This window comes from Streptomyces coerulescens (genome assembly GCF_042657965.1).
GTDB classification, from domain to species: Bacteria; Actinomycetota; Actinomycetes; order Streptomycetales; family Streptomycetaceae; genus Streptomyces; species Streptomyces coerulescens.
The window spans coordinates 63104-88695 of record NZ_JBHSKM010000019.1 but is presented as its reverse complement, the minus strand read 5'-3'; the positions used below and the strand labels follow the sequence as shown (position 1 = coordinate 88695).

At 69.9% G+C, this 25592-nt stretch carries 21 protein-coding genes; 9 read left to right on the top strand and 12 right to left on the bottom strand.

Features of this window, described 5'->3' with window-relative positions; all coding sequences use genetic code 11:
- The first annotated feature begins 506 nt into the window (after positions 1-506).
- On the top strand, positions 507-1166 hold the full coding sequence (locus tag ACFPQ9_RS23560; protein ID WP_380856548.1) for a DUF4360 domain-containing protein: 660 nt from the start codon (positions 507-509) through the stop codon (positions 1164-1166).
- A 62-nt stretch (positions 1167-1228) separates the two neighbouring features.
- Here ACFPQ9_RS23560 and ACFPQ9_RS23555 read toward each other — a convergent pair whose 3' ends face one another.
- On the bottom strand, positions 1229-2191 hold the full coding sequence (locus ACFPQ9_RS23555) for an alpha/beta hydrolase family protein (protein WP_380856545.1): 963 nt from the start codon (positions 2189-2191) through the stop codon (positions 1229-1231).
- A gap of 130 nt (positions 2192-2321) precedes the next feature.
- On the opposite strand from ACFPQ9_RS23555, the gene ACFPQ9_RS23550 reads away from it, so the two are divergent.
- The 4 genes from ACFPQ9_RS23550 to ACFPQ9_RS23535 all read left to right on the top strand — a co-directional run bounded on the left by ACFPQ9_RS23550 (position 2322) and on the right by ACFPQ9_RS23535 (position 7623).
- Positions 2322-2912 carry a TetR/AcrR family transcriptional regulator gene (locus ACFPQ9_RS23550; protein WP_380856542.1) on the top strand — a complete coding sequence of 197 codons (591 nt, stop codon included), beginning with the start codon at positions 2322-2324 and terminating at the stop codon, positions 2910-2912.
- A gap of 56 nt (positions 2913-2968) precedes the next feature.
- A complete protein-coding gene (locus tag ACFPQ9_RS23545; RefSeq protein WP_380856539.1) occupies positions 2969-3307 on the top strand; it encodes a trypco2 family protein in 339 nt (112 codons plus the stop codon).
- The gene (locus tag ACFPQ9_RS23540; protein WP_380856536.1) at positions 3304-6498 is read left to right on the top strand and encodes an NACHT domain-containing protein; all 3195 of its coding nucleotides are present in this window, start codon (positions 3304-3306) and stop codon (positions 6496-6498) included. Before ACFPQ9_RS23545 ends, ACFPQ9_RS23540 begins: the two co-directional genes overlap by 4 nt.
- Before the next feature lie 153 nt (positions 6499-6651).
- On the top strand, positions 6652-7623 hold the full coding sequence (locus ACFPQ9_RS23535) for an arabinan endo-1,5-alpha-L-arabinosidase (RefSeq protein WP_380856533.1): 972 nt from the start codon (positions 6652-6654) through the stop codon (positions 7621-7623).
- A 101-nt stretch (positions 7624-7724) separates the two neighbouring features.
- On the opposite strand, the gene ACFPQ9_RS23530 is transcribed toward ACFPQ9_RS23535, so the two are convergent.
- From ACFPQ9_RS23530 to ACFPQ9_RS23495, 8 genes are all read right to left on the bottom strand, one after another.
- Positions 7725-9344, bottom strand: coding sequence for a pyridoxal phosphate-dependent aminotransferase (locus ACFPQ9_RS23530; RefSeq protein WP_380856530.1), 1620 nt, complete (start codon positions 9342-9344; stop codon positions 7725-7727).
- A gap of 173 nt (positions 9345-9517) precedes the next feature.
- Positions 9518-10663 (bottom strand): aldose epimerase family protein, encoded by a 1146-nt coding sequence (locus tag ACFPQ9_RS23525; RefSeq protein WP_380856527.1) that lies wholly within the window; start codon positions 10661-10663, stop codon positions 9518-9520.
- A gap of 69 nt (positions 10664-10732) precedes the next feature.
- Complete coding sequence (gene mmsB, locus ACFPQ9_RS23520) at positions 10733-11977, bottom strand: multiple monosaccharide ABC transporter permease (RefSeq protein ID WP_380856524.1); 1245 nt, start codon at positions 11975-11977, stop codon at positions 10733-10735.
- Positions 11974-13524 carry a multiple monosaccharide ABC transporter ATP-binding protein gene (gene mmsA, locus ACFPQ9_RS23515; protein WP_380856521.1) on the bottom strand — a complete coding sequence of 517 codons (1551 nt, stop codon included), beginning with the start codon at positions 13522-13524 and terminating at the stop codon, positions 11974-11976. The genes mmsB and mmsA overlap by 4 nt, the downstream gene beginning before the upstream one ends.
- 32 nt (positions 13525-13556) lie before the next feature.
- Positions 13557-14669 (bottom strand): multiple monosaccharide ABC transporter substrate-binding protein, encoded by a 1113-nt coding sequence (chvE, locus tag ACFPQ9_RS23510; RefSeq protein WP_380856518.1) that lies wholly within the window; start codon positions 14667-14669, stop codon positions 13557-13559.
- A gap of 154 nt (positions 14670-14823) precedes the next feature.
- Entirely contained in the window at positions 14824-15786 is a 963-nt protein-coding gene (locus tag ACFPQ9_RS23505; protein ID WP_380856515.1) for a glycosyltransferase family protein, read from the bottom strand.
- Between the two features lie 111 nt (positions 15787-15897).
- Entirely contained in the window at positions 15898-16902 is a 1005-nt protein-coding gene (locus ACFPQ9_RS23500) for a zinc-dependent alcohol dehydrogenase (protein ID WP_380856512.1), read from the bottom strand.
- Positions 16899-18065, bottom strand: a complete 1167-nt coding sequence (locus ACFPQ9_RS23495) for a mandelate racemase/muconate lactonizing enzyme family protein (RefSeq protein WP_380856509.1) — start codon at positions 18063-18065, stop codon at positions 16899-16901. Before ACFPQ9_RS23495 ends, ACFPQ9_RS23500 begins: the two co-directional genes overlap by 4 nt.
- 314 nt (positions 18066-18379) lie before the next feature.
- On the opposite strand from ACFPQ9_RS23495, the gene ACFPQ9_RS23490 reads away from it, so the two are divergent.
- Positions 18380-19426: an SCO2400 family protein gene (locus ACFPQ9_RS23490; RefSeq protein ID WP_380856506.1), complete on the top strand. Its 1047-nt coding sequence runs from the start codon at positions 18380-18382 to the stop codon at positions 19424-19426.
- Between the two features lie 146 nt (positions 19427-19572).
- Here the strand turns inward: ACFPQ9_RS23490 and ACFPQ9_RS23485 are convergent, their stop codons facing one another.
- Both ACFPQ9_RS23485 and ACFPQ9_RS23480 read right to left on the bottom strand, forming a co-directional pair.
- On the bottom strand, positions 19573-20901 hold the full coding sequence (locus ACFPQ9_RS23485) for a diacylglycerol/lipid kinase family protein (protein ID WP_380856503.1): 1329 nt from the start codon (positions 20899-20901) through the stop codon (positions 19573-19575).
- Positions 20902-21164: 263 nt separating this feature from the next.
- The gene (locus ACFPQ9_RS23480; protein WP_380856500.1) at positions 21165-21635 is read right to left on the bottom strand and encodes a MarR family winged helix-turn-helix transcriptional regulator; all 471 of its coding nucleotides are present in this window, start codon (positions 21633-21635) and stop codon (positions 21165-21167) included.
- Between the two features lie 117 nt (positions 21636-21752).
- On the opposite strand from ACFPQ9_RS23480, the gene ACFPQ9_RS23475 reads away from it, so the two are divergent.
- Together ACFPQ9_RS23475 and ACFPQ9_RS23470 are read left to right on the top strand one after the other, a co-directional pair.
- A complete protein-coding gene (locus ACFPQ9_RS23475; protein WP_380856497.1) occupies positions 21753-22751 on the top strand; it encodes an NADP-dependent oxidoreductase in 999 nt (332 codons plus the stop codon).
- A gap of 107 nt (positions 22752-22858) precedes the next feature.
- Complete coding sequence (locus ACFPQ9_RS23470) at positions 22859-23287, top strand: organic hydroperoxide resistance protein (RefSeq protein ID WP_380856494.1); 429 nt, start codon at positions 22859-22861, stop codon at positions 23285-23287.
- Positions 23288-23352: 65 nt separating this feature from the next.
- Here ACFPQ9_RS23470 and ACFPQ9_RS23465 read toward each other — a convergent pair whose 3' ends face one another.
- Positions 23353-24504 carry a serine hydrolase domain-containing protein gene (locus tag ACFPQ9_RS23465; protein ID WP_380856491.1) on the bottom strand — a complete coding sequence of 384 codons (1152 nt, stop codon included), beginning with the start codon at positions 24502-24504 and terminating at the stop codon, positions 23353-23355.
- Between the two features lie 190 nt (positions 24505-24694).
- Between ACFPQ9_RS23465 and ACFPQ9_RS23460 the strand changes: the two genes are divergently transcribed.
- Entirely contained in the window at positions 24695-25558 is an 864-nt protein-coding gene (locus ACFPQ9_RS23460) for a hypothetical protein (RefSeq protein ID WP_380856488.1), read from the top strand.
- The last annotated feature ends 34 nt before the right edge of the window (positions 25559-25592 follow it).

Sequence of the window (25592 nt, the reverse complement as noted above, 5' to 3'; positions counted from 1 at the left end):
CAAGGTCGCCTTGTAGCCGTCCGCCACCGTGTCACCGCGTGCCGTGAGCGTGCCGGGAGCGCCGGCAGACCGGAGGGAATGCCCCCGTTTTCGCAGATGCCGTCGTACTCCGACCGGGTCGAGTCGTCCGGTGTGAATGACTCGCCTTCTGTGTACGGGTCGTCGGTGAGCGTCACGCCCGTGTGCACTCGCACATGGGCGCGTGTCGTGCGCGTGTCGTGCTCTGCGTTTCCCGTCATGTGAAGGAGGTTGATAGGGGCGGCCGCGTAACGGTCTGATGTGCGACTGTGAACGGGCTGAGGGTGCTCCGCTCAACTCGCCGTTAAATGGCTGGAGTTGGACCCTGTCGGCAACTCTCGTGGCTCCTACGATGCGGTACGCCTCCGGCCTTCACAGGAACCCCACTGTTTCTTCAAGGATTCAACTTCTTCAAGGATTCAACGAAGACGCGATGGGGCCGAAACGGGCCGGAGGCGCAGCCACCCCCCATCCCCAAGGAGAGATCCATGGCACGTGGACTCCTGCGCCTGCTGCTGAGCGGCGGCGCGCTCGCCGCTCTGCTCACCGGGGCGTTGCCCGCGCAAGCGTCGCCGGCGTTCGAAGACCCGCCGCCGGACAAGATCGTCATCAAGGTCGCCACCGTGAACGGCTCCGGCTGCCCCCAGGGCACGACGGCCGTCGCGGTCTCCGAGGACAACACCGCGTTCACCGTGACGTACAGCGACTACCTCGCCCAGGTCGGCGGCAACTCCGACCCCACGGCGTTCCGTAAGAACTGCCAGCTCAGCCTGGTCGTGCACGTCCCCGGCGGCTTCACCTACGCCATCGCCAGCGCCGACTACCGCGGCTTCGCCGCCCTCCAGCCCGGCGCGAACGCCATACAGAGAGCCTCGTACTACTTCCAGGGCTCACCGAACACGCAGTTCCGCAACCACCCGTTCAACGGCCCCCTCAACGACAACTGGCAGGCCACCGACGAGACCGACTGGGCCCAACTGGTCTGGGCGCCCTGTGGAGTTCAGCGCAACTTCAACATCAACACCGAGCTGAGGGTGAACCTCGGGTCGTCCTCGCCGAGCAAGGTCAGCTTCATGACCATGGACTCGACGGACGGCGACATCAGCACGGTGTACCACCTCGCATGGAAGCAGTGCCCGGAGAAGTAGCAGGAGCGCACCTGCCGTGCCGCGCCCGCTGGGAAGCGGGCGCGGCACGGTCGGTCGAACCGCTACTTGGAGTCCGCTCGCCCGACGGCGTGCGGGCCGGTGAGCAGTGCCTCGCTCGTCGTGCGCCAGGCGTGGTCGGCGGGGTCGAACCGGGTGCGGAGGTAGGCCGGGACGAGTCGGCCGAGGGCGGCCACGAGCGCGGGGTTCTCGTCGGTGGTCTCGGCGGCGTCGTATCCGGCGATCCCGCCGAGTCCGTGCTCGGCGCCGAACAGGGTGAGCAGGGTCTTGGGGCCGGGGGCGAGCGTGTAGGGGTCGGTGTGCCACTCCGGTCCGATGTCCGTGAAGTGCCGGGAGTCGTCCTTGTCGCCGGCGACGACCAGGGCGGGGGTGGTCATGGTGGAGAAGTCGGACGAGTGGACGAACGAAATGGCCTCCGCCATGGGGCCGTTCAGGACGTCGCCGCCGCCCCGGCCGGGCGCCGCGAGCAGCACGCCCGCGGTGATGCGGGGTTCGAGCAGGTCCACCGCTTCTCCCGTGTCGGGGTCGGCGTTGCGGGCGCCCAGCAGGAGGCCGGCGGTGTGGCCGCCGAGCGAGTGCCCGGCGACGGCGACCCGGGTGCGGTCCACGCGTCCGGCCAGCCCCGGCACGGCGGCCTCGAGCGCGTCGAACCGGTCGAGGATGTGCGTCATGTCCTCGGCGCGGGCGCGCCAGAAGAACGGCGCCCCCGGGGCGTCGGAGACCAGGTGGCTCAGGGTCCTGGAGCTGAGGTGGGTGGGCTGGACGACGACGAAGCCCCGCGCCGCCCAGCGGTCGGCGAGCGGTGCGTAGCCGTGCAGCGAGGAGAGATGGTTCGAGGGGCCGTGACCGTGCGAGAGAAGGATGACGGGCAGGCCGGTCCCGGTCGCCGGCGCGGTGACGCGCAGCTGCAGGTCGACGGGGCGTCCGGGAACGGACAGCACCACCGGGCCGTACGACAGCACGGGTGCGGCCGGGTCGATGGCGGTGTTCTGTGTGGATGCGGGCATGACGCGTTTCCCTTCCGGGGCGGGCAGGGTGGTCGAAGGCGCCCGGCTCGACTAACCTGAACCGGAACGTTGCTCCATTTAGTATCCGGAACGCTGTTCCGCTTTGTCAACGGCGCCAGAGGAATGCCTGATGTCCACCGAGAAGCCGGCCGGGAAGACGCCGGCCCGAAACAAGCGGGCCGACGCGCAGCGCAACCAGCAGACGCTGCTCGCCGCGGCCGCCGAGGTCTTCGTCACCTCGGGCGTCGACGCGCCGATCCGCCAGATCGCGGCCAAGGCGGGGGTCGGGATGGGGACGATCTACCGTCACTTCCCGACCCGGGCCGACCTTGTGACCGCCGTCTACCGCCACCAGATCGAGGCGTGCGCCGAGGCCGGCCCTAGGCTGCTGGCCACCGCCGACTCCCCGTACGCCGCGCTCCGCCAGTGGATCGACCTCTTCGTCGACTTCCTGGTCACCAAGCATGGACTCGCCGCTGTGCTGCACTCCGACAGCGCGGGCTTCGAGACCCTGCACACCTACTTCCTCGACCGCCTGCTCCCCGTCTGCACCGACCTGCTCGAAGCAGCCGCCACCGCCGGCGAGATCCGCTCCGGCATCGAGGCCTACGAACTCATGCGCGGCGTCGGCAACCTCTGCATCGGTGCGGACAGCGACCCCCGCTACGACGCCCGCCGGCTCGTCGAACTCCTCGTCACGGGACTGCGCCGACCGCTCTGACCGGTTTCGGGCGAACCGATGGCGGCACGGTCCAACGGCTCTCTAGCGTGGGGCACATGACGGACCATCGGATTGAACTGGCCGACGCCGTGCAGGCGGTACGGGACGAACTGATCACCGCCGCGGCCCGTTCGTCCGGGCAGGATGTGATCTTCGAAGTGGGCGACATCGAGTTGGAGTTCGGCGTCGAGCTGCGCAAGGACGTCACCGGTGGAGTGAAGGTGAAGGCGTGGGTCGTCGAGGCGGGTGCCGACGGCGGCGCGGGCTCGACCCGTACGCATCGGGTCGCCATGACGCTGAAGGCGCTCGACTCCCGGACCGGGCAGCCGTGGAAGGTGCGCAGCGAGAACCGGGGCAGCGTCGGGCGCTTCGGCGAGGGTGACAACGGGCGGTGATCGGGGAGCAGGCCCTGCAACGGGCCGTCGTGGTGTGGGGGAACGGACAGGGCAGCGGTGTGCTGCTGGACCAGCGGACAGTGCTCACGGCCTGCCACGTTGTCGCGACGCACGAGACCGTCGAGGTGGTCCACCCGTCGTCGGGCAAGCTGGTGCCCTGCCACACCGCCTGGGCGAACCAGAAATACGATGTCGCAGTGCTGGTCGCCCTCGATGACGTGATCAGCGTCGAGAGCGCCGCGCCCATGGGCCGTCTCCGGCTCGGCAAACTCGGCACCGACTCTCCCCTCCCGCACTGCCAGATCGTCGGCTTTCCTGAGATCCAGCGCTATGGGGAGCTGGGCGAGGACCTGGAGTACGACCAGTACCGCGTCACCGTGCTACCCATGGCCGGACGGATCAAGGGCGCCCTCACCTGCCAGCTGGACCAGCTGGCCGCCGACGAGGGGGCGCACCGGAACTCACCGCTGAGCGGGCTCTCCGGCGCTCCGGTCTTCGCCGGGCCGGTGCTGCTCGGCGTGGTGACCCAGGTGCCCCAGGGCCGTCACCACCTCAGGATCGAGGCGGCGCCGATGACGGGCATCATCCGGGAGGGCGCCATGGGGTTCCTCCACAGTCACCTGCAAACGGTCGTGGAAGTAGACCCCCGGGACGGGACCTTCGAGAGCCGGTATGCGAAGGACCTGAGTTCCCAGTACCGCAAGACGGAGATCTTCGGCATCGAGGAACTCGGCCGCAGCGAGTCCCGCTGGGACCTCGACACCGCCTATCTCAGTCTGCGAGCCGAAGCCGCCGTCTACCCGTCGTCGTTCCCCGGCCCGCGTCGGCACGGCCCGCCCTGGGACAGAGCTCAGCGCATCGAGAACCTGCTGACCGACCGCCCCCTCGCCCTGCTGCGCGGCGAGGCGGGCGCAGGCAAGACGACCCTCGTGTGGTGGCTCGCCGCCCATGCCGCCAACGGCACGCTCACCGACGATCTCGCCGAACTGAACGGCCTGGTCCCGTTCGTCGTCCCGCTGCGCGAGGTGCACGCGCGCGGCGGACGCTTTCCCACGGTTTCCGAGCTCCTGTCCGCCGGACGGGTCAGCACGGACGGTCAGCCCGACGGCTGGGCTCGCCGGGTACTGGAAGCGCAGCGCGGACTGCTCCTGGTCGACGGCCTGGACGAGGTTCCGGCGGAGGAGCGGGAGGAGGCCCGGCGGTGGCTGTGCGCGCTCCTGGACCGGTATCCCGGCACCCGGTGTCTGGCCACCGTGCGCCCCAACGCGGTCGAGGAGCGGTGGCTCAGGAGCGACGGCTTCGCCGAGCTGACCCTTCTGCCCATGAGTGACGACGACATCCGCACCTTCGTGCGGGCATGGCACAACGCGGCGCGTCTGGAATGCCGCGATGAACACGAGCTTCTGACCTCCCTGGAACTGGATCTGGCCCACCACCTGGAGCGAAACCCCGCGCTGCGCGACCTCGCCCGTACCCCGTTGCTGTGCGCCGTGATCTGCGCGCTGCACCGCCGTCGCCGAGGGCTGCTGCCCACCACACGCTGGCAGCTCTACCGAGCCGCGCTCGCCATGCTCCTCGGGGGCCGGGACGCGGGCCGGGGCGTACGCAACGCCGATCACGTCCGGCTGGACTCCGACGAGCAGCACACCCTCCTCCAGCGGCTGGCCATCTGGCTCGTCCGCATGGGGCTCCAGCAGCTGACACATACTCAGGCCGTCCGCCAACTGGCCCTGGCCATACGGGACATGCCACAGGTCCAGGAACACGGGTCGCCCGAGAAGATTCTGCGCTTCCTGCTCGACCGCAGCGGACTGCTCCAGGAACGGGCGGACGACGCCATCCAGTTCATCCACCGCACCTTCCAGGACTTCCTGGCGGCCAAGGAGTTCCACGAGAGCGGCTACCTGGAGGAACTCCCGCAGCACGCCCTCAGCGAGAACTGGCAGGACGTGATCGTGCTGGCCGCCGGGCACGCCTCCCGTCCGGCCGCCGGCCATCTCGTCACCGACCTCCTGGGCCGCGGGGACGCCGCCGAGGACCGCGCCGAGCTGTACCGTCTCTACGCCCTTGCCGCACGGTGTGCGCTCAACGTCCAGTCGCTGAACTCCGGCCTGATGGACATGGTGAAGGACCGGGTCGGCTCCATTCTGCCGCCCCGGGACCGTGAGGAGATCGAGGACCTCGCGGGCCTGGGCGACTGGGTCGTTGGACTGCTGCCCGACGCGGAGGAACTGCGCGACCGAGTGGCCCTGAACACCGTACGGCTCCTCGGCCGTGTACGCAGCGCCAAGGCCCGGCAGAAGCTACGGCAGTGCGCGGCGCATCCGGACCCGGCCGTCCGCAGCGAGGTCGCCAAGGCCTGGGACCTGCATCCGGTCGAGGACTACGCCGCCGAGGTCCTGGACGGCGCCCACCTGCCCGACCTCCTCGTCGACAAGCCTGCCCAGTTCCTGCGACTGTCGCGTCTGGGGTCCGTCACCAAGCTCACCGTGCGCGGCTCGTACATGGCGGAGGAACTGGACGCCCAGCTCCCGCCCCAGCACCTCGAATCGCTGGCGATCTGGGACAACGAGGCGATCGAAACCCTGGACTTCCTGCGCGGCCGACCCGATCTGAGGGCCCTCGAACTCCAGGACTGCCCGGCCCTGCGGGACTTCTCCGCCGTGCGGGACCTCCACCTCACGGCGCTGAGGCTGACCGGCGTCATCCAAGGAGGCATCGCCCCGCATCCCGGCGTACGCCACCTGGAGGCGGGCATCGAGAACGTCGGATGGCTCGGAGACCTGGAGACTTGGCCGAGTCTGCGGGCGCTGACGGTCGAGGGGTACTGTCGGAACCCGCTCTGGATCCTCCGCTCCGCGCGCAACGCACCCCAGCTCACCAGAATCGCGCTGGGCATCGACTCGCTCCGCGAACTCCAGCCCGTCGACCCGCTCCCCCGCATCGAGCGGCTGATGCTCACCGGCTTGTGGGACTACCGGGACACGGGGGAGCTGCGCCGCGTCTTCCCCGGCCTGAGAAGGCTGGCCCTGGGACTGAGCGGCACGCCGGGCACGCTCGACCTACGAGAACTGCACGGCATGCCCGACCTGCGGGTGGAGCTGTGGAGTTCAGGCCCGAGCGACCCCGACCTCGTGGGACCGGAGACCTTCGGCGAGAGGCTGCGGTTCCATCAACTCCCGCACGCGTAGGGGAGGAAGCCGGTCCAGGTGGCCGTCGCTGCTCGGTGTTCGCGCGACCCATTGACGCGCAAGGGGTTCGATTCTACGGTCCCGTTCGAACTTGCGAGCACTGTTCGATATTTCGGTCAGCCTGTCACCCCCACCGCAAGGAGGACCACCCGCATGAGCCGCACCAAGCGCACTACCCTCCTCGCTCTCCCCCTCGCCACGCTTCTCGCCCTCGTCCCCTCCTCGGCCTCGGCCTACCCCAACCCCGGCCGGGTCACCGGCGATGTCGTCACCCACGACCCGACGATGATCCGCACCGCCTCCGGCCAGTACCTGCTGTACGCCACCGGCGGCGGCATCGCCCACAAGACCTCCGGCGACCGCACCGCCTTCAGAAACGGCGGCGATGCCTTCGCCGGCCGCCCCGGCTGGTGGTCGGCGTACTCCTCCGTCCCGGAGGCGTGGGCGCCGGACATCTCGTTCCACGGCGGGAAGTACCTGATGTACTACTCCGTCTCGAAGTTCGGCTCGAACACGTCCGCCATCGGCCTCGCCGGCTCCACCACCGGCCGGCCGGGGAGCTGGACCGACTACGGCACCGTCTACACGTCCGGCTCGTCAAGCGACTACAACGCCATCGACCCGAACCTCTTCGTCGACGACGACGGCAAGTGGTGGCTGTCCTTCGGCAGTTGGTGGACCGGGATCAAGATGATCCAGATCAACCCCGCCACCGGAAAGCAGCTCTCCTCCAACACCACCCGCTACTCGCTCGCCTCCCGCCCGACCGGCACCAAGGCCGTCGAGGCCCCCTTCGTCGTCAAGCGGGGCGGCTACTACTACCTCTTCGCCTCCTACGACACCTGCTGCGCCGGCACCGGCAGCACCTACAAGGTGAAGGTCGGGCGGGCCGCGAGCGTCACTGGGCCGTATTACGACCGCAACGGCGTCCCGATGATGAACAACGGCGGGACGCCGGTCCTGGAATCCCACGGCAGCGTCATCGGCCCCGGCGGTCAGTCGATCATGAACGACGTCGACGGCGACCTGATCGTCTACCACTACTACGACGGCAACGACAACGGCACGCCCAAGCTGGGCATCAACTTGTTGAGCTGGAGCACCGGTTGGCCGATCTCCTATTGACCCCGAGATCTGCGACGCCCTCAGGGGCGCGGGGAACTGCGCGACAAGCCACGACGGCGCAGTACTCGCCACCCCCACAGCACCCGTATGGCGAGTAGGCGCTACCCGGCCTGCATCCCTGCCGCATTCGGCCAGCTCTGGCTGTTCGGCCAGCCGGTGGCCGGCGCCGGGGTCAACCCCGGCCCCGTAGTACCCCGCACCTGCGCCGCCGTAAGTCCGCCACGGGCCGGTACCCCCGGCGGCGTGGGCCCGCTCGGCGGCACCACCGCCGCAGCCGGTGCCACGGGCGACGGGAACGTCATCGGCGCCGGGGCGGCGGGTGCGGGGACGGGTGCCGGCGCGGGCATGGGCATGGGAGCGGGAGCGGGAGCGGGAGCCGGTGCCGCGGCCGCCGCCGGGGCCACCGGAACCGGCGCCGGCATCGGCATGCCGCCCCCCTGCGGCACCGCCTGCGGCTGCGGCGCCGCGGGCATCGGCGCCGCCATGGCCTGCGCGGCAAGCCCCGGCGTACCGGCGCCGTTGGTGGAGCTGACCAACCGGTCCACGGCCGCCGTACCCGAGCTGTAGTTGGTCCCTGTACCCAGCTCGGGTACGGCGGCTCCCCTCCTGGACCCGTAGAGCACCTGCTCCAGGCCGGACACCAGGCGACGCACGTCCACCTGGGGGCGCACCACGAGTCGCAGGAAGCGGCTGGACGAACCGATCTTGTTGCCGCACTCGCGGACCAGGATCCGGTGCTCGGTGAGCAGCCGGTCGCGGACCACGGTGCCCTCGGCGCCCACGGGGAGGCGCACGAAGAGGAAGTTGCCCTGCGACGGGTAGACCGTCAGGCCGGGCAGCTGGGCCAGGTGGCTGGCCATGTCGAGGCGGTCCCGGCGCACCTGGTGCAGGCTCTGCGCGTACTCGGCGCCGTGGTTCTTCAGCATGAACACCACGTGCTCGGCGAACGCGTTGAGGTTCCACTTCGGCAGCATCGAACGGACCATGCCGGCCAGGGCCGGGTTGGCGACGAGGTAGCCGAAGCGGATGCCGTGCAGGCCGAAGTTCTTGCCGAGGCTGCGCAGCACGATCACGTTCGGGCGCAGCATCGCCTCCTGAACCACCGACGGCTCCTGCTCGGCGTCGGCGAACTCCAGGAACGACTCGTCGATGATGACCAGGTCGAGGTCGGCCATGGCGTCCATGAACTGCACGAGCGCGTGCTTGTGGAGGTAGCCGCCGTCGGGGTTGTTGGGGTTGCAGATGACCGCCACCCGGGTCCCCCTGGCCCGGATGAACTCGGCGTACTGGGCGAGGTCGAGCGCGAAGCCGCTGGACTCCTGGAGCGGGAACATGTCGACGCGCTTGCCGGTCTCCATGGGCTGGTCGGTCCAGCGGCCGAACGTGGGGACGGGGATGGCGAGGGACTCCCGGACCATCAGGTGGTCGATCCAGGTGATCAGCTCGGTGGAGCCGTTGCCCATCGCCACGCACTGCGGCGGAAGCTGGAGCAGGCTGCACAGTTCGGCCGTGATCGTGTCGGCGCTGCTCGGGTAGAAGGTGATGATGTCCCGCAGCTTCCCCGCCATGTCCTGGAACATCTCGGGGGTGGGGAAGTACGGATTGCAGGGAATGCAGAAGTCCACCGGACCGGCCCCGTCGCCGCCCTCACGCGTCAGCGCCGCCATCGACGGGCTGTGTGCCGCGGTGCTGCGGAACAGCGAGGTGACGTTGTCGGCCATGGAACCTCCGTATGGGGCGGGCCCGGTGGGGACGACCGGGCCCGTCGTCTTTGGGTGGCCCGCGCGGGGGAGCACGGGCCGCCCTTACATACGGAGACTGGGGTGGCGCTGTTCAACAACTGAGAAACCGCTGAGAACTTGTGTGCCACCTGTGAAGAACCGTCGTATGGGACTTACCTGCTGAACGAGTGGACCGTCGTCGACCGGTACGTCTGACCGGGTCGCAGCACCGTCGACGGGAACGACGGCTTGTTCGGCGAGTCCGGGAAATGCTGCGTCTCCAGGCACAGCGCGTCCCCCTGCCGATAGACCTTGCCGCCCGTGCCGACGAGCGTGCCGTCAAGGAAGTTGCCGGAGTAGAACTGCAGGCCCGGCTCGGTGGACGCCATCCGCAGGGTGCGGCCCGAGGAGGGGTCCTTCAGGGTGGCGATCCACTCGGGGCGCGGCGAGATGCCCTTGTCGAGCACCCAGTTGTGGTCGATGCCCTTGCCGTACAGCAGCTGCTGGTGTGCCTCGCGCAGGTCCTCGCCGATGCGCTTGCTGCGGCGGAAGTCGAAGGGGGTGCCCGCGACGGGGGCCAGCTCACCGGTGGGGATGAGGCCCGAGTCGACGGGGGTGTAGCGGGAGGCGTCGATCTTCAGCTCGTGGTTCTCGATCGTGCCGCTGCCCTCGCCCGCGAGGTTCCAGTAGACGTGGCTGGTGAGGTTGACGACGGTGGCCTTGTCGGTGGTGGCCGCGTAGTCGATACGCCAGTCGCCGTACTTGGTGAGGGTGTACGTCACCTTCACCTTGAGCGTGCCCGGGTAGCCCATCTCGCCGTCGACGGACGTGTAGTACAGGTGCAGGCCGACGTCGGAGCCCTTGGTGAACGGCTCGACGTCCCACACCCGCTTGTCGAAGCCCTTGGCGCCGCCGTGCAGGCTGTTCGCGCCGTCGTTGACGTTGACCTGGTACGCCTTGCCGTCGAGGGTGAACTGCCCCTTGCCGATCCGGTTGCCGTACCGGCCGATCAGCGCCCCGAAGTACGGGCTGGAGGCGACGTAGTCCTCGATGTTGTCGAAGCCGAGGGAGACGTTGGCGTAGTGGCCGCGCCGGTCCGGGATCTCCAGGGACTGCACGACGCCGCCGTAGGAGAGGACCTTCATCCGCGTGCCGCCGTTGGCCAGCGACCAGCTGTACACCTTGGTGCCGTCGGCGAGCTTGCCGAAGAGCGACTTCACCGGCGTCCGGCCTCTTGTGGCGTGCGCGCTGCCGATGGTCGCGGCGGTGATCCCCGCCGCCGCGGCGCCGGCTATGACCGTACGTCTGCTCATGTCCATGTGCGGCTCCTGCTCAGGAAGTTGAACTGGAAGTGGAAGGGCCCCGCCTTTCGGCGGGGCCCTTTGGACCTACGAACCGACCTTGCGCTTGTTCCACACGTCGAATCCGACCGCCGCCAGGAGCACCAGGCCCTTGATGACCTGCTGCCAGTCGGTGCCGATGCCGACGAGGTTCATGCCGTTGTTCAGCACGCCCAGGACCAGGCCGCCGATGATCGCGCCGAGGACCGTGCCGACGCCGCCGCTCATCGACGCGCCGCCGATGAACGAGGCCGCGATGGCCTCCAGCTCGAAGTTGAGGCCGGCCTTGGGAGAGGCCGCGTTGAAGCGGGCGGCGAAGACCAGACCCGCCAGGGCCGCGAGCATGCCCATGTTCAGGAAGACCAGGAAGGTGACCTTCTTGTCCTTCACACCCGACAGCTTGGCCGCGGGCAGGTTGCCGCCGATCGCGTAGATGTGGCGGCCGATGATCGCGTTGCGCATGACGTAGCCGAAGCCGACGAGCAGCACACCCAGGATGAGCAGCACGATCGGGGCGCCCTTGTAGCTGGCCAGCAGCAGGGTGAGGGTGAGGATGGCCGCGCCCAGCGCCACCAGCTTCAGCAGGAAGAGGTTGAACGGCGGGACGTCGAGGTGGAACTCCTGCTGGCGGCGGCGGTCACGGAACTCCTGGAAGACCACGAACGCGATCATCGCGAAGCCGAGCAGCAGCGTGAGGTTGTGGTAGTTCGTGTTCGGACCGACCTCGGGCAGGAAGCCGTTGGCGACCTTCTGCAGGCCCTCCGGGAACGGGCCGAGGGTCTGCCCTTCCAGGAAGATCTCGGTGAGACCGCGGAAGATCAGCATGCCCGCGAGGGTCACGATGAACGAGGGTATGCCGCCGTACGCGATGAAGAACCCTTGTGCCGCGCCGGCCAGCGCGCCCATGGCGAGGCAGAGGATGACCGCGACGGGCCAGGGCAGATCGTTCTTGACCATGAACACGGCGGCCATCGAGCCGATGAACGCCGTCAGTGATCCCACCGACAGATCGATGTGGCCCGCGATGATCACCAGCATCATCCCGATCGCGAGGATCAGGATGTAGCTGTTCTGCAGCACCAGGTTGGAGACGTTGCGCGGCAGCAGCAGGTCGCCGTTGGTCCACACGGCGAACAGCACCACTATCAGGCCGAGGGCGAACAGCATGCCGTACTGCCGCATGTTGCGGCGCATGCCGTCCATCACCAGCTGGAGCAGGCCGCCGCCCGCGGCCCCTCCGCTCTTCCCCGGCGGCGCGGGGGCCGGGCTCTTGGCGGTCACATCCGTGCTCATCGGGTTACCTCTTTGTCCTTTGTCATCTGACGCATCAGCGATTCCTGCGAGGCCTCGGCCCGCGAGAACTCACCGGTCAGCCGCCCCGCGGCCATCGTGTAGATGCGGTCACACATGCCGAGCAGCTCCGGCAGCTCGGAGGAGATGAAGACGACCGCCTTGCCCTGGGCGGCCAGCTGGTCGATGACCGTGTAGATCTCGTACTTGGCACCGACGTCGATGCCGCGCGTGGGCTCGTCCAGGATCAGGACGTCCGGGCCCGCGAAGATCCACTTGCTCAGGACGACCTTCTGCTGGTTGCCGCCGGACAGCTTGCCCACCGGCTCGAAGACGGTCGGCGCCTTGATGTTCATGGACTTGCGGAAGCCCTCGGCGACCTGCCGCTCCCCGTGCTCGTCGACCACGCCCCGCTTGGCGACCTTGCCCAGCGCGCTGAGCGAGATGTTGCGGTTGATGGTGTCGATGAGGTTCAGGCCGTAGTGCTTGCGGTCCTCGGTGACGTAGGCGATGCCGTTCCTGACCGCCTCGGGGACGGTCTTCGTACGGATCTCCTGGCCGTCCTTGAGGACCGTGCCGCCGTGGTAGCGGCCGTAGGTCCGCCCGAAGACGCTCATCGCCAGCTCGGTGCGGCCGGCGCCCATCAGGCCCGCGATACCGACGATCTCGCCGCGCCGCACCTGGATCGACACGTCGTCGACGACCTTGCGCTGCTGGTCGATCGGGTGGTGCACGGTCCAGTTGCGGATCTCCAGGGCGGGAGCGGCGCCCGCCTCCGGCTCGTGCGGCGTGCGGTCGGGGAAGCGGTGCTCCAGGTCCCGGCCGACCATGCCGCTGATGATCCGGTCCTCTGTGGTCTCCGGGGCCTTCACATCGAGGGTCTCGATGGTCTTGCCGTCGCGGAGGATGGTCACCGAGTCGGCGACCCTGCGGATCTCGTTGAGCTTGTGGGAGATGATGATCGAGGTGATGCCCTGCTTCTTCAACTCCAGGATCAGATCCAGGAGTTTGCCGCTGTCCTCGTCGTTCAGAGCCGCGGTCGGCTCGTCCAGGATGAGCAGCTTCACCTTCTTCGACAGCGCCTTCGCGATCTCCACCAGCTGCTGCTTGCCCACGCCGATGTCGGCGACGCGGGTGTCCGGGTGGTCGGAGAGACCGACCCGGCGCAGCAGTTCCGTGGCGTGCCGCAGGGTCTCCCGCCAGTCGATGAACCCGCCCTTGGCGTGCTCGTTGCCGAGGAAGATGTTCTCCGCGAGGGAGAGGAACGGCGACAGCGCCAGCTCCTGGTGGATGATGACGATGCCGCGGTGCTCGCTCGCCCGGATGTCCTTGAACTCGCAGACCTCGCCCTCGAAGAGGATGTCCCCCTCGTAGGTGCCGTGCGGGTGGACGCCGGAGAGGACCTTCATCAGGGTCGACTTACCGGCGCCGTTCTCCCCGCAGATGGCGTGGACCTCGCCCTGCCGGACGGTCAGCGTGACGTCCGACAGCGCCTTGACGCCGGGAAAGGTCTTGACGATCGAGCGCATTTCCAGGACGGGTCCCGCCATGGTCGTGCCTTCCAATCAGAGTGGGCCGGCGGTTACTTGAGGTCGCTTTCCTTGATGTAGCCGGAGTCGACGACCTCCTTCTGGTAGTTGGTCTTGTCGACCGCGACCGGCTCCAGCAGGAACGCCGGGACGACCTTCGATCCGTTGTCGTAGGTCTTGGTGTCGTTGACCTCGGGCTTCTTGTCGTTGAGCAGGGCGTCGACCATGCCCGAGGCGACCTTGGCGAGCTCGCGGGTGTCCTTGTAGACGGTCATCGACTGCTCGTCGGCGATGATCGACTTCACCGAGGCGACCTCGGCGTCCTGACCGGTGACGACCGGCAGCGGCTTGCTCTTGGAGCCGTAGTCGTCCGACTTCAGCGCCGAGAGGATGCCGATGGAGATGCCGTCGTACGGCGAGAGGACCGCGTCGACGCGCTCGCTCTTGTAGGCCGAGGTCAGGATGTCGTCCATGCGCTTCTGGGCGGTGCCGCCGTCCCAGCGCAGGGTGGTGACCTGGGTCAGCTTGGTCTGGCCGGAGCGGACGACGAGCTGCTTCTTGTCGATGTAGGGCTGCAGGACCTTCATCGCCCCGCCGAAGAAGTAGCGGGTGTTGTTGTCGTCGTTGGAGCCGGCGAACAGCTCGATGTTGAACGGGCCCTTCTTGGAGCCGTCCTTCAGACCGAGCTTCTCGACCATGTAGGTGGCCTGGAGCTCGCCGACCTTCTCGTTGTCGAACGACGCGTAGTAGTCGACGTTCTCGGTGCCGAGGATCAGGCGGTCGTAGGAGATGACCGGGATGTTCGCGTCCTTGGCCTGCTGGAGGACGTTGTTCATCGACTTGTTGTCGATGGCCGCGACGATCAGCGCCTTGACGCCCTGGGTGATCAGGTTCTCGATCTGCGAGACCTGCTGGTCGGGGTCGTCCTCGCCGTAGACCAGCTTGGTCTTGTAGCCCTTGGACTGAAGGTCCTTGACCACGTTGTTGCCGTCGGCGATCCAGCGCTCGGAGGACTTGGTCGGCATCGCGATGCCGATGGTGGCGCCCTCGGAGCTGCCCGAGTCCTCCTTGGAGCCGCCCTCGCCGCTCTGGCCGCAGGCGGTCAGGGTCAGCGCGAGGGACGCGGCGGAGGCTATGGCGGCGAGTGCGGCTCTGCGTGTACGCATGATCATCATCCTTGATGTGGGTGAGCAGGGCTCGGTCTGGGCGATTGCGAGGACGCGTGTCGAGGGCTGTTCGGGTAGCGGTGAGAGTAGACCGAGGGTGTGTGGGATTGTGTTCGACTGCGTCTTCTTCTGTGAAGGGGGTTTGTCCGGAACGTTATGCGGGAGTTTCGAATCGCTTCAGCGTCCCGGGCAGCCGTGAACCGAGAGGCGCCATGTCGCCGTCAGCTCCGTGCCGTGCGAGCAGGTCCAGTGCCAGCCGGCCGCGCCGTACGCGTTCCCGGGCGGTGGCCAGCGTCAGGTCCCGCATGTGGTGTCCGTAGGGGTAGATGCCGGGGGCCTTGGAGAGCCCGAACTTCAGATAGATCGGTGCGCCGCGCCGGATCAGCTCGGCGACCTCGTACATCCGGACATAGCCGCCGAGGTCGTCGGGGGCCTCGATGTACATGTCCATGGGGGCGGCGGAGACCCGCCGAATCTCGGTGAGGTGATCGAGGGTGAGATCGCTCGGCACGTTGATCGAGTCGGCGCCGAGGTTCTCGTGGAGCGCGTAGGCGGCCGGGTTGACCGGGCCTATCAGCGCGCTCACCTTGAGCGTCGTGTCGGCCGGAATGAGGCCTGCCAGGCGGGCCCGGTGCAGTGTCCACAGCACCCCCTCGTCGGCGACGAGCAGGCACTTCACGCCCAGCTCCGTGGCCCGTACGGCGTCCTCGACACAGCCGGCGACGGCGTCGTGGCCGCGGGCGCGCAGTCCGGCACCCCGTGAGTCGGTGCGCGTGGAGCCGCCGATGTCCCAGGTGCCGCGCGGGCCGGTGAACAGGCAGAGCTCGATGTCGCGTTCGTTCGTCGCGTCGACCATCTCGGCGATCTCGGCGTCGGTGAGCATCCACACGCCGCTGCCCTGGCTGATCCGGTGGATCGGCACGTCCAGCAGCGAGGCTTCCTTGAGGACGACGCCGAGCGCTTCGGGACCCTCGCACGAGGGGATCTCGGTGCGCCAGCGGCCGCCGCCCGGGAACGTGTGGGGCGAGGCGTCGGCGGGGGAGAGGTCGGGCGCACCCAGGCCGAGGGCGGCGAGCACCTGCTCACCGGGTCGGCGGGCTGCGGAAGCGTCGGTCACAAGCTGTCCTTCTGGTTCGAAATTTCGGACGAGGTTCGCGGCTCAAGGCGTGCGGGGCTTGGGTGTACGCCGGTACGGGGACCGTCAGGTTGCCCCCGTACCGGCGTACGTCTAAGGACGGAGCAGGACCTTGCCCACTTTCGGATCGCCGGATCCGACGAGCTCGATCGCCTGCGGGAACTCCGTCAGCGGCAGCTCGTGCGTGACCAGCGGCAGGGGATCGAGCAGCCCGGCCGCGAACACGCGCACCGTGTGCGCCCAGGCGTCCGGCGGCGCCCCGAAGACGGTGTGCACCTCCAGCTGCCGTACGACGAGATCGGTCGGGTCCAGCCCCTGCGCGCCCGGCGCCGGGATCCCGGTGAGGGCCAGCCGCCCACCGCGCCGCAGCAGGGCGGCGGAGACCCGCGCGGCGTCCGCGGACCCGGCGGTCTCGATGACGACGTCGAAGTCGTCGGGGAGTTCCTGGTCCTTGGTGCGGAAGTCCGTGGCGCCGTACTGCCGCGACAGTGCCTCGCGGTCGCGTCGCGTGCCCACGACCAGCAGCTCACCCGGCGAACCCGCCCTCAGGAACTGGACGGCGAACATCCCGAGTGTCCCGGTGCCCACCACGGCCACCCGCTCACCCGGCAGCGCGTTCGCCTTGATCGCCGCGGCGGCGATACAGGCGGCCGGCTCCAGAAGGGCGGCGGCGGTCAGGTCGCAGTCGTCCGGCAGGACGTGCAGCAGCCGGGCGGGGAGCGTCAGGGTGGCCGCCATGGCGCCGGGCTGGGTGAACCCGGTCTCCTCGTAGCCCGCGCCGCACAGCGTCGTCTCACCGGCGTGACAGCGGTCGCAGACCTGGCAGTTGCGGAAGCCCTCGCCGACGACCTTGCGGCCGACGAGCGAGCCGGGCACCCCGGCGCCGACCGCCGCGATCGTCCCGGACCACTCATGGCCGGGCGTGAGCGGGTAACGGACGTACCCCTCGGGCCGGTTGCCCTGGTACACCTCGCGGTCGCTGCCGCAGATGCCGACCGCGTGGACCCGTACCAGCGCCTCACCGGCCTCCGGCTCGCGCGGTGTGTGCGCGGCGAGCCGGTGCTCGCCGGGCGCCTCGATGACGACGGCGGTGCTCACTGCTCGGCGCCCTTCGGCCTGCGCTGCTCCCAGCCCTCGGCCCACAGGTCGAAGCGGGCCTGCTGCTGCGGGAACTCGGCGGCGGCGTCGGCGTCGAACTCCACCCCGAGGCCGGGGGCGTCGGAGAGGTGGAAGCAGCCGTCCTCCGGGTTCACCTGCGGCGCGCCCTTGACGACCTTCTTGATCTCCGCGTCGGCGAAGTCGTTGAAGTGCTCCAGGATCTTGAAGTTCGGGGAGGTGAAGCCGACCTGGAGGGAGGCGGCCGTGAGGACCGAGCCGCCGACGTTGTGCGGGGCGACGAGCACGTAGTGGGTCTCGGCGGTGGCGGCCAGCTTCCGCGTCTCCCAGATACCGCCGATGTGACCGACGTCGGGCTGGATGATGTCGGCGGCCTGGCTCTCGAAGAGCTCGCGGAACTCGATGCGGTCGTGGATGCGCTCGCCGGTGGCGACCGGGATGTCGACCTTGGCGGCGACCTTCTCCAGCGCCTTCAGGTTCTCCGGCGGGCAGGGCTCCTCCAGCCAGGCCGGCTTGAAGGGGGCGAGCTCGTGCGCGAGCCGTACGGCGGTGGCGGGGGAGAAGCGGCCGTGCATCTCCAGCATCAGCTCGGCGTCGGGGCCGATGGCGTCCCGCACGGCCTCGATGAGGGACACGGCGTAGAGGGTCTGCTCGTGGTCGAGCTCGAAGTGCCCGGTGCCGAAGGGGTCGATCTTCAACGCCCGGTACCCGCGCTCCATGACCCCCTGGGCGGCCTTGTGGTACGCCTCCGGAGTCCGCTCCGTCGTGTACCAGCCGTTGGCGTACGCCTTCACCTTGTCGGTGACCTTGCCGCCGAGCAGCTGCCAGACCGGCACCCCGAGGGCCTTGCCCTTGATGTCCCAGCAGGCCATCTCGATCACGGCGATACCGGACATCACGATCTCGCCCGCGCGGCCGTAGTCGCCGTACTTCATGCGGCGTACGAGGTCCTCGACAGCGAACGGGTCCGAACCGAGAATGTGGTTGGCCTCGGCCTCCCGCAGATAGCCGATCAGCGCGTCGGTGTGGCCCAGCATCCGGGTCTCGCCGACTCCGGTCAGCCCTTCGTCGGTGTGCACCTGGACGTAGGTCAGGTTGCGCCACGGCGTCCCGACCACGTGTGTGCTGATTCCGGTGATGCGCACGGCAGTTGCCCCTTGCTGCGTCGTCGGCTCAATTTGTCGTCACATCCGAGCGTGTTCGATATTTCGTCAGACGTTCGAAATGCTGACGTGACAGTAGGGAGATGGCGGTGGGGGTGTCAATGGGTCGCACGCATAACGGTTTCGACACTGCTTTCGATACGGATTTCGGGCGGCCCGTAGCGGAGCGTGGAGGGCGTCTCTGGCGTGTCGTGGCATATCCGTCAACTCGCCATGCGGGAAAGGTTTGTTTCCTACAGAACTTTCACAGCTGTGACTAGGAACTGTGCGTCTGCGGAACCTAGTCTTCCCGCGTCATGGACTACTGCCACCCGTGCCGACGGCACCTGAATGGCGCCCTCGCCTGCCCGGGGTGCGGCGCCACGGTCGAACAACCCCGGGTGTACGCGGGTGCTCCGAACCAGGCGTATCCGCAGATGGCCGAACGGCCCACGGCGGCGGGGGGCCAGGGCGCGTACGAGGGGTACGCGGGCGCGGGGCAGTACGGCGGCGGGTACGGCGCGAACGCGTACGGCGGGCACGCCTACGACGGCCGGTACGACGAGCGCCACGACGAACCGGTCGCTCAGCGGGCCGAGTCGGCAGCGGACACCGAGGACACCGCCCCGGAGGCCGAGCCGGTCGCCGCGGACGCGCCGGTCGGCGGACGGGCCGCGCGTCGGGCGGCGCAGCGGCGCGGCCGGGGACGCAGGCGCGGCCACGAAGAGCCCGGCGCGTACGCCGAGGACGACGAGTACGCCGAGCACGAAGCCGCCGGGCACGACGAATCCGCCGGGTACGACGACGAGGACGACGCGGACGACGTGGACCCGGACGAGGAGTCCGGGGCGGGCGGTGCGAGCCGTCGCGATCGCAAGGCCGCCGCGCACCGGCGCCGCCGTCGCCGGGTGTTGCTGGTCACCGCGGGGTTCGTCCTGGCCGCCGGCGGCCTGAGCCTCGCGGAACTCGGCATGGACGCCCCGGGCAGGAACTCCAGGCCGGCCGCCGCCGGGGACGAGTCGGCGGAGGGCGCGGCGGAGTCGGAGGTGTCGCCCTCGCCGGACACCACGGACGGGACCACCGGCGCGGGCGCTGGCCAGTCGTCGAAGGACCCCTCGGCCTCCCCGTCGGTCTCCAAGTCCCCCAAGGACAAGGACAAGAAGGACGAGGACGACAAGACCCCGACGAAGGACCCCCAGTCCTCGACGGCGGGCGGCGGCTCCGGCCCGTCCACCCCTGACCCGGCGCCCACCCCCACGTCCGCCGGGGACCCGACCCCGACGACGGAGCCGACCACCTCGGACCCGACCCCGGACCCGTCACCGTCGGAGACGTGCAACCGGTTCCTGTGGTGGTGCACGTGAGGTCGTAGTTCGGGTGCGGGCCGGTGGGGGCTGGTCGCGCAGTTCCCCGCGCCCCTGAAAGGGCGCTGCGGCAACGCCCCTTCTTTGGGGGCGCGGGGAACTGCGCGACCAGCCACGACGCACCCGCAGACACAATCCGGCCATGGTCACCATGCCAGCCGCCCCAGCGCCCGCCAGTCCACCGGAGGTCTCGCCTCGGGTACCCCCGGCCGGTCGCGCGGTACGCGCACGCGCAGGGCGCCCGGCATGACGCGGCACACCACGGGGGCGGGCAGCTCCAGGGCCTCGCCGTCGACACCGACCGGGACGTCGGGCGCGTCGGCGTGGACGACCACCTCCTCCGCAGCCAGTGAGATCAGTCCGCGCGACTGCTGGCCGCGCAGCAGCCCGGCCGCCTGGGCGGCGTTGTCGACGCTGACCCCGAGGACACCGAGGGCGCCGGAGTCCAGCCGGGGCCGCCGGCCCAGACCGGCGGCGTCGCCGAGGCCGTACGGGTTGTTGCTGATCAGCACCCCCTGGGGAGCCTCGATGGCCACCTGCCCCGCCCGCACGGTCAGCCGGGGGCCCATGTGATGGGTGAGCAGGTCGGGGAGCTCTCGCAGGACGGTGCGCACCTTGTCGTCGCGGTACGCGGGGCTGCGCACCACCGTCGCGTACGCCCCGAAGGACGCGGTGTTCACGAACACGCGCTCACCGATGAGGCCGAGGTCGACGCGGAGTTCGACCCCGTCGGTCAGCGCGTCGAGGCACTTCGAGGGGTCGTCCCGGTCGAGGCCGAGGTCCATGGCGAAGTGGTTGCGGGTGCCGGCGGAGATCACCATGAACGGCAGACCGTGCCCGGCGGCCACCCCCGCCACCAGCGCCTGGGTGCCGTCACCGCCCGCGACCCCCAGCAGGTCGGCCCCCTCGGCCACGGCCCGGCGGGCGAGCTCCTCGACGTCCTGGGGATGCTCCGGGTCGAGCACGACGACCTCGGCGCCCCGGGCCCGGGCCTTCGCCACGAGGTCGAACCTGCCGACCTTTCCGCCGCCCGAGCGGGGATTCATGATCAGGTACGGCGCCTTGGGCGGGGGCGTCGAACGCTGCCGCCGCTCCGGGCGCCCGGCGTCCGCGGCGAGGGCGGCCCGCCCGATCAGCGCGGCCACGGCCCACAGGGCGAGGGCCGACAGCACGGCCCACAACAGCCCCACGATCGCGTAGGCCAGCAGCACCGCGCCCGGTGTCAGCAAGGCGAGGGCGGCGGCGAGCACCCGCACCAGGCCCCGCCGGGAGAGGGTCCACCACAGCGCGGCAGCGGTGACGACGAGCCCCGCAAGACCGACGCCCAGCAGCCCGAGGCTGCTGACCCCGGCCGCGGCCAGGACCAGCGCGAGCGCACCGGCGGCGACGAGCAGGGCCAACCGCGCCGCCCATCGCCCCGCCGGGGCCCGATCGGCCGGGCCGGACGCCTGACCGAGCCTCCGCTCACCGCCCACGGACACATCCCACCGCTCACCCCTCGGCCCCACATCACCTGCACGGGGTGATCCGCCGGGGGATGTGCCGCGGCGGGTCATCCGGCGTCCGCGGGTTCGCCGTGGCTGGTCGCGCAGTTCCCCGCGCCCCTGGGGCACTGCAGAACCCGCCACCCGATTCGCCGGCCCAGGCCAACCGTCCTCGTCAGCCGCGGTTCAGCAACGCCTCAGGGGCGCGGGGAACTGCGCGACCAGCCACAGCGGACCGGCACCCGAACGACGGCCTACTGCGGCACGTCCCCCCGCGGCCCCTCCAGCGAAGCGCCCAGCATCCGCCGCAACAGATCCCGCAGCGCCAGCCGCTCCTCCTCGGACAGCCCCGCAAGCGGCTCCCGCGCGAACCGCAGCGACTCACGCAGCCCCCGCGCCACCGTCCGCCCCTCCTCGGTCACCGCCGCCAGCTTCACCCGCCGGTCCGCCGGATCCGGCCGCCGCTCCACCAGCCCCCGCGCCTCCAGCCGGTCCACGATCCCGGTCACGTTCGACGGCTCGCACCGCAACCGCTGCGCCAGCTTGCGCATCGGCAGCGCCTCCAGCGACAGCAGGCTCAGCAGCCGCGCCTGCGCCCCGGTCAGCGTGTGCTCGGCGGCGGCCTCCTCGTACTCCTCGTGGTAGCGGGCCACGACCGCGCCGATCAGATCGACGACTTCGAGGGTCAGTTCATCCGGACGGCGGGTCTTGTGTGGAGTGGCCATGCTCTCAGGGTACTCCCGTTACTTGACATCCTGAAATATTCAGGAGCATGGTTGTTTCAGACACTGAAGTAAATCTGGCAGTACCTCTCTCGCAGTACACGGAAAGGCGCACCCCCCATGAGCAACCGCGAATGGCACCTCCTCTCCCGCCCCGTCGGCTGGCCCAAGGCCGAGGACTTCGCCCTGGTCGAGACCGAGGTGCGGACGCCCCGCGAGGGCCAGGTGCTCGTACGGAACAAGTACCTCTCCGTCGACCCGTACATGCGCGGACGCATGTCGGCCGCAAAGTCGTACGTCGCGCCGTTCGAGCTCGGCAAGGTCATGCAGGGCGGTGCCGTCGGCGAGGTCGTCGCCTCCAACGCCGAGGGCTTCGCGGTCGGCGACCACGTCCTGCACTTCCTCGGCTGGCGCGAGTACGCGGCCGTGGACGCGCAGAACGCCGTCAAGGTCGACCCGGACGCCGCGCCCCTGTCCACCTACCTCGGCGTCCTCGGCATGACCGGCCTCACCGCCTACGCCGGCCTGTTGCGCACCGCTTCCTTCAAGGAGGGCGACTCCGTCTTCGTGTCCGGCGCCGCCGGTGCCGTCGGCAGCCAGGTCGGCCAGATCGCCAAGCTCAAGGGTGCCTCGCGGGTCATCGGCTCGGCCGGCTCCGACGAGAAGGTCAAGCTCCTGGTGGAGGAGTACGGCTTCGACGCCGCGTTCAACTACAAGGACGGTCCGGTGGGCGAGCAGCTGCGCGAGGCCGCTCCCGACGGCGTCGACGTCTACTTCGACAACGTCGGCGGCGATCACCTGGAGGCGGCCATCGGCTCCCTCAACCAGGGCGGCCGTATCGCCGTCTGCGGGATGATCTCCGTCTACAACAACACCGAGCCCGCCCCCGGCCCGAAGAACCTCGCCCGCCTCATCGCGACCCGCGGGCGCATCGAGGGCTTCCTGGTCGGCGACCACTACGACCTCCAGCAGCAGTTCGTCCAGGAGGTCGGCCCCTGGGTCGCGTCGGGGCAGCTCAAGTACCGCGAGACCGTCGTCGAGGGCATCGAGAACAACCTGGAGGCGTTCCTCGGGGTCCTGCGCGGTGACAACACCGGAAAGATGATCGTCAAGCTCTGACGGTCCGGGGCGTCTTCTGCGATTTTCCGGTATGCGGTAACTTCTTTCCGAAACCGTCGTCGATCGTGGGCGCGAGTCGCGGCGGACCGAGGAGGAGAAGACACCGCATGTCCAGCACCCCCATTGGTCGTTCTGAAGTCCTGTACACGGCCGTCGCCACCGCCGAGAACGGCCGCGACGGCCGGGTCGCCACCGACGACGGCAAGCTCGACGTCGTGGTGAACCCGCCGAAGGAGATGGGCGGCAGCGGCGCCGGCACCAACCCGGAGCAGCTGTTCGCGGCCGGCTACAGCGCCTGCTTCCAGGGCGCCCTCGGCGTCGTCGCCCGCCAGGAGAAGGCCGACATCTCCGGCTCGACCGTCACCGCGAAGGTCGGCATAGGCAAGAACGACGACGGCTTCGGGATCATCGTCGAGATCTCGGCGGCCATCCCGAACGTCGACGCCGCCACGGCCAGGGACCTGCTTGAGAAGGCCCACCAGGTCTGCCCGTACTCGAAGGCGACGCGCGGCAACATCAGCGTGACGCTGTTCTGACGCCGTTCGTTGCGCAAGCGGAGGCCGCACCCCTGGACGTGGGGTGCGGCCTCTGTCGTCGTCCGTCAGCCCGCCAGGGCCGCCCTGTGCACCGTCCTGACGAACCGCTCGTTCTCCGGCGCCGCCCCGCCCGGACAGGCGAACCGGCGCCGGGTGTAGCCGTAGGCGAGCCCGCCGCGGGGGTCCGCGAAGGCCTGGGAGCCGCCCGCGCCGCTGTGGCCGAAGGAGCCCGCGCCCAGGTACGGGTAGACGTAGTCGGAGATCGCCTGGAAGCCCAGGCCGAAGGACTTGTGGATCCGGGCCACCAGGTCGTAGCCGGTGGAGTGGATCTGGCCGACCTCGGCGATCGTGTCCGGCTTCAGCAGCGGCGGGCGCTCGTCCACCTCGCTGATCGCCGCCGCGTACATCCCGGCCAGCCCGCGCGCGGACGCCACGCCACCCGCCGAGGCCGGCCCGCTCGCGCGCACGGCACGGGAGTTGGGGTAGTCCACGAGCTCGCCCGCCCCCGGCACATGTGTGTTGTAGGCGATCGAGGCCAGTGTGTGCGGCCCCGTCGGCGTCGCGTCCAGCACCGCCTGCTGCTCCGGCGTCGGTGCCATCGGCTGCACGGAGCGGTAGCGCGGCTCCAGCGCCTCGGGGAGTCCGAGGTGGAACTCCAGGCCGTACGGCGCCCGGATCCGCTCCTCGTACACCTCCTGGAGCGTACGGCCGGTGGCCCGGCGTACGACCTCGCCGACGAGCGCGCCGATGACGAACGCGTGGTAGCCGAAGGCCGTGCCCGGCCGCCAGAACGGCCGCTGGTCGGCGAGCCGCTCGGCGATCGCGCGGTCGTCGGCCAGCTCGGACCCGGTGAACCCGGCGTCGAGCCCGACCACCCCGGCCCGGTGCGAGAGCAGATCGCGCAGGGTCAGGCCGCCCTTGCCCTCGGCCCCGAACTCCGGCCAGTAGTACGTGACCTTCCGGTCCGGCTCCAGCGTGCCCTCCTGGACGAGCAGCGCGACCACGAGGAACGCGGCGCCCTTGGTGGAGGAGAACACACCGTGCAGGGAGTCGGCCTCGCAGCCGTCACCGGCCCACAGGTCGACGACCTTCCGGCCGTGCACATAGGCGCACAACTGTCCCTCGTAGTCGGGAAGTTCACCTGCCACGAAGGCGGCGAACTCCGCGCGTACCGGCTCGAAGCCGTCCGCGACCGTGCCGTGGATCTCTTGCGTCATCCGCTCTCCTCATCTGCTGGCGCCGGCCTGGGCTTCCCGAGATCGGTACGGCGAGGTGTACCTGTTCGACTCAACCGCAACAAGAGGCAGTCGGTGTCACGGATGCCCCGGACGGCGCAACTCCGGGCAGGCGGAGGGGGCATGCTGTGGGCACCGGGTGTGTGCGAGCGACCCACGAAGGGGAGATCCCATGGCAACGATCCCTCCGCTGCCCAGCAGGGACGATGTACTCCGCATGGCGCGCAGCACGACCGACATCACCGGCCAGCTCCTGGACACGGCCGGGAACCTCACCCGGATCGCGCTCAACACCTTCGACCCCAGGGACGGATCGGGCGCCGAGGTGCTGCGCGTCCTGCGGCAGACCACCGCCGAACTGGCCGAGGCCAGCGCCTCCCCGCAGGCCCAGGAGGCCTTCTACCGCATCGTCGAGACCCTGACCCGTCTCGGTACCAGCGGGGCGCCCCTGGCCGTCCACCCGGTGAGCGAACCGGCACAGGCCCTGCTGGCGGCCCTCGGCGACAGCCTGCTGCCGGTGCTGGACGCGGTGGAGCCGGCGATCGAGGAGTTCGCGGCGGCGCTCGGCGAACTCGTCGAGGCGACCTCGCCCCTGCTGCCCGCGACGGCGGGCGTGGCAGCGGGCGCACTGCTCGCCCTGACGCCGCTGCTGCGCGGCGCCGCCGAGGTGCTGCGCGAGTCGTCCCCGGAACTGCGCCGGATCGCGGACGCGCTGACGGCCGCGCTGGCCCCGCTGATGCCGCTGCAGGTCGCCCTCGCCGAGCGGGCGGCCGCCGCCGGCGCGAACGTCGTCCGCGCCACCCTGCCGCCGCTGGCCGACCTCACGGAGGCAGCGGCGGCCACGGCCAAGGCCGCCCGCCCCGCCCTGATCGCCGGCGAGGAACTCCTCGTGGCCGGGCTGGAACGCCTCCAGCCGGTGCTGCTCGCCGGGGCCTCGCACGCGGGACGCCTGGCACGGGGCGTCGCGATACGGGTGTCCGCGGCGGTGAACCCGGCGGCGGAACCGGGGGTCGTGGTGGCCATGAGCCCGGCGTAGCGGCCACGGTGACCCGGCCCCGAAGCGGCTGTGA

Bases quoted from the DNA above. Each gene is read 5' to 3' on its own strand.
- ACFPQ9_RS23525 (WP_380856527.1), bottom strand. From the start codon at position 10,663: ATGGACATGAGCAGACGTACGGTCATAGCCGGCGCCGCGGCGGCGGGG.
- ACFPQ9_RS23555 (WP_380856545.1), bottom strand. From the start codon at position 2,191: ATGCCCGCATCCACACAGAACACCGCCATCGACCCGGCCGCACCCGTG.
- ACFPQ9_RS23480 (WP_380856500.1), bottom strand. From the start codon at position 21,635: ATGGCCACTCCACACAAGACCCGCCGTCCGGATGAACTGACCCTCGAA.
- ACFPQ9_RS23460 (WP_380856488.1), top strand. From the start codon at position 24,695: ATGGCAACGATCCCTCCGCTGCCCAGCAGGGACGATGTACTCCGCATG.
- chvE (WP_380856518.1), bottom strand. From the start codon at position 14,669: ATGCGTACACGCAGAGCCGCACTCGCCGCCATAGCCTCCGCCGCGTCC.
- mmsA (WP_380856521.1), bottom strand. From the start codon at position 13,524: ATGGCGGGACCCGTCCTGGAAATGCGCTCGATCGTCAAGACCTTTCCC.
- ACFPQ9_RS23470 (WP_380856494.1), top strand. From the start codon at position 22,859: ATGTCCAGCACCCCCATTGGTCGTTCTGAAGTCCTGTACACGGCCGTC.
- mmsB (WP_380856524.1), bottom strand. From the start codon at position 11,977: ATGAGCACGGATGTGACCGCCAAGAGCCCGGCCCCCGCGCCGCCGGGG.
- ACFPQ9_RS23475 (WP_380856497.1), top strand. From the start codon at position 21,753: ATGAGCAACCGCGAATGGCACCTCCTCTCCCGCCCCGTCGGCTGGCCC.
- ACFPQ9_RS23530 (WP_380856530.1), bottom strand. From the start codon at position 9,344: ATGGCCGACAACGTCACCTCGCTGTTCCGCAGCACCGCGGCACACAGC.
- ACFPQ9_RS23535 (WP_380856533.1), top strand. From the start codon at position 6,652: ATGAGCCGCACCAAGCGCACTACCCTCCTCGCTCTCCCCCTCGCCACG.
- ACFPQ9_RS23550 (WP_380856542.1), top strand. From the start codon at position 2,322: ATGTCCACCGAGAAGCCGGCCGGGAAGACGCCGGCCCGAAACAAGCGG.
- ACFPQ9_RS23465 (WP_380856491.1), bottom strand. From the start codon at position 24,504: ATGACGCAAGAGATCCACGGCACGGTCGCGGACGGCTTCGAGCCGGTA.
- ACFPQ9_RS23490 (WP_380856506.1), top strand. From the start codon at position 18,380: ATGGACTACTGCCACCCGTGCCGACGGCACCTGAATGGCGCCCTCGCC.
- ACFPQ9_RS23545 (WP_380856539.1), top strand. From the start codon at position 2,969: ATGACGGACCATCGGATTGAACTGGCCGACGCCGTGCAGGCGGTACGG.
- ACFPQ9_RS23560 (WP_380856548.1), top strand. From the start codon at position 507: ATGGCACGTGGACTCCTGCGCCTGCTGCTGAGCGGCGGCGCGCTCGCC.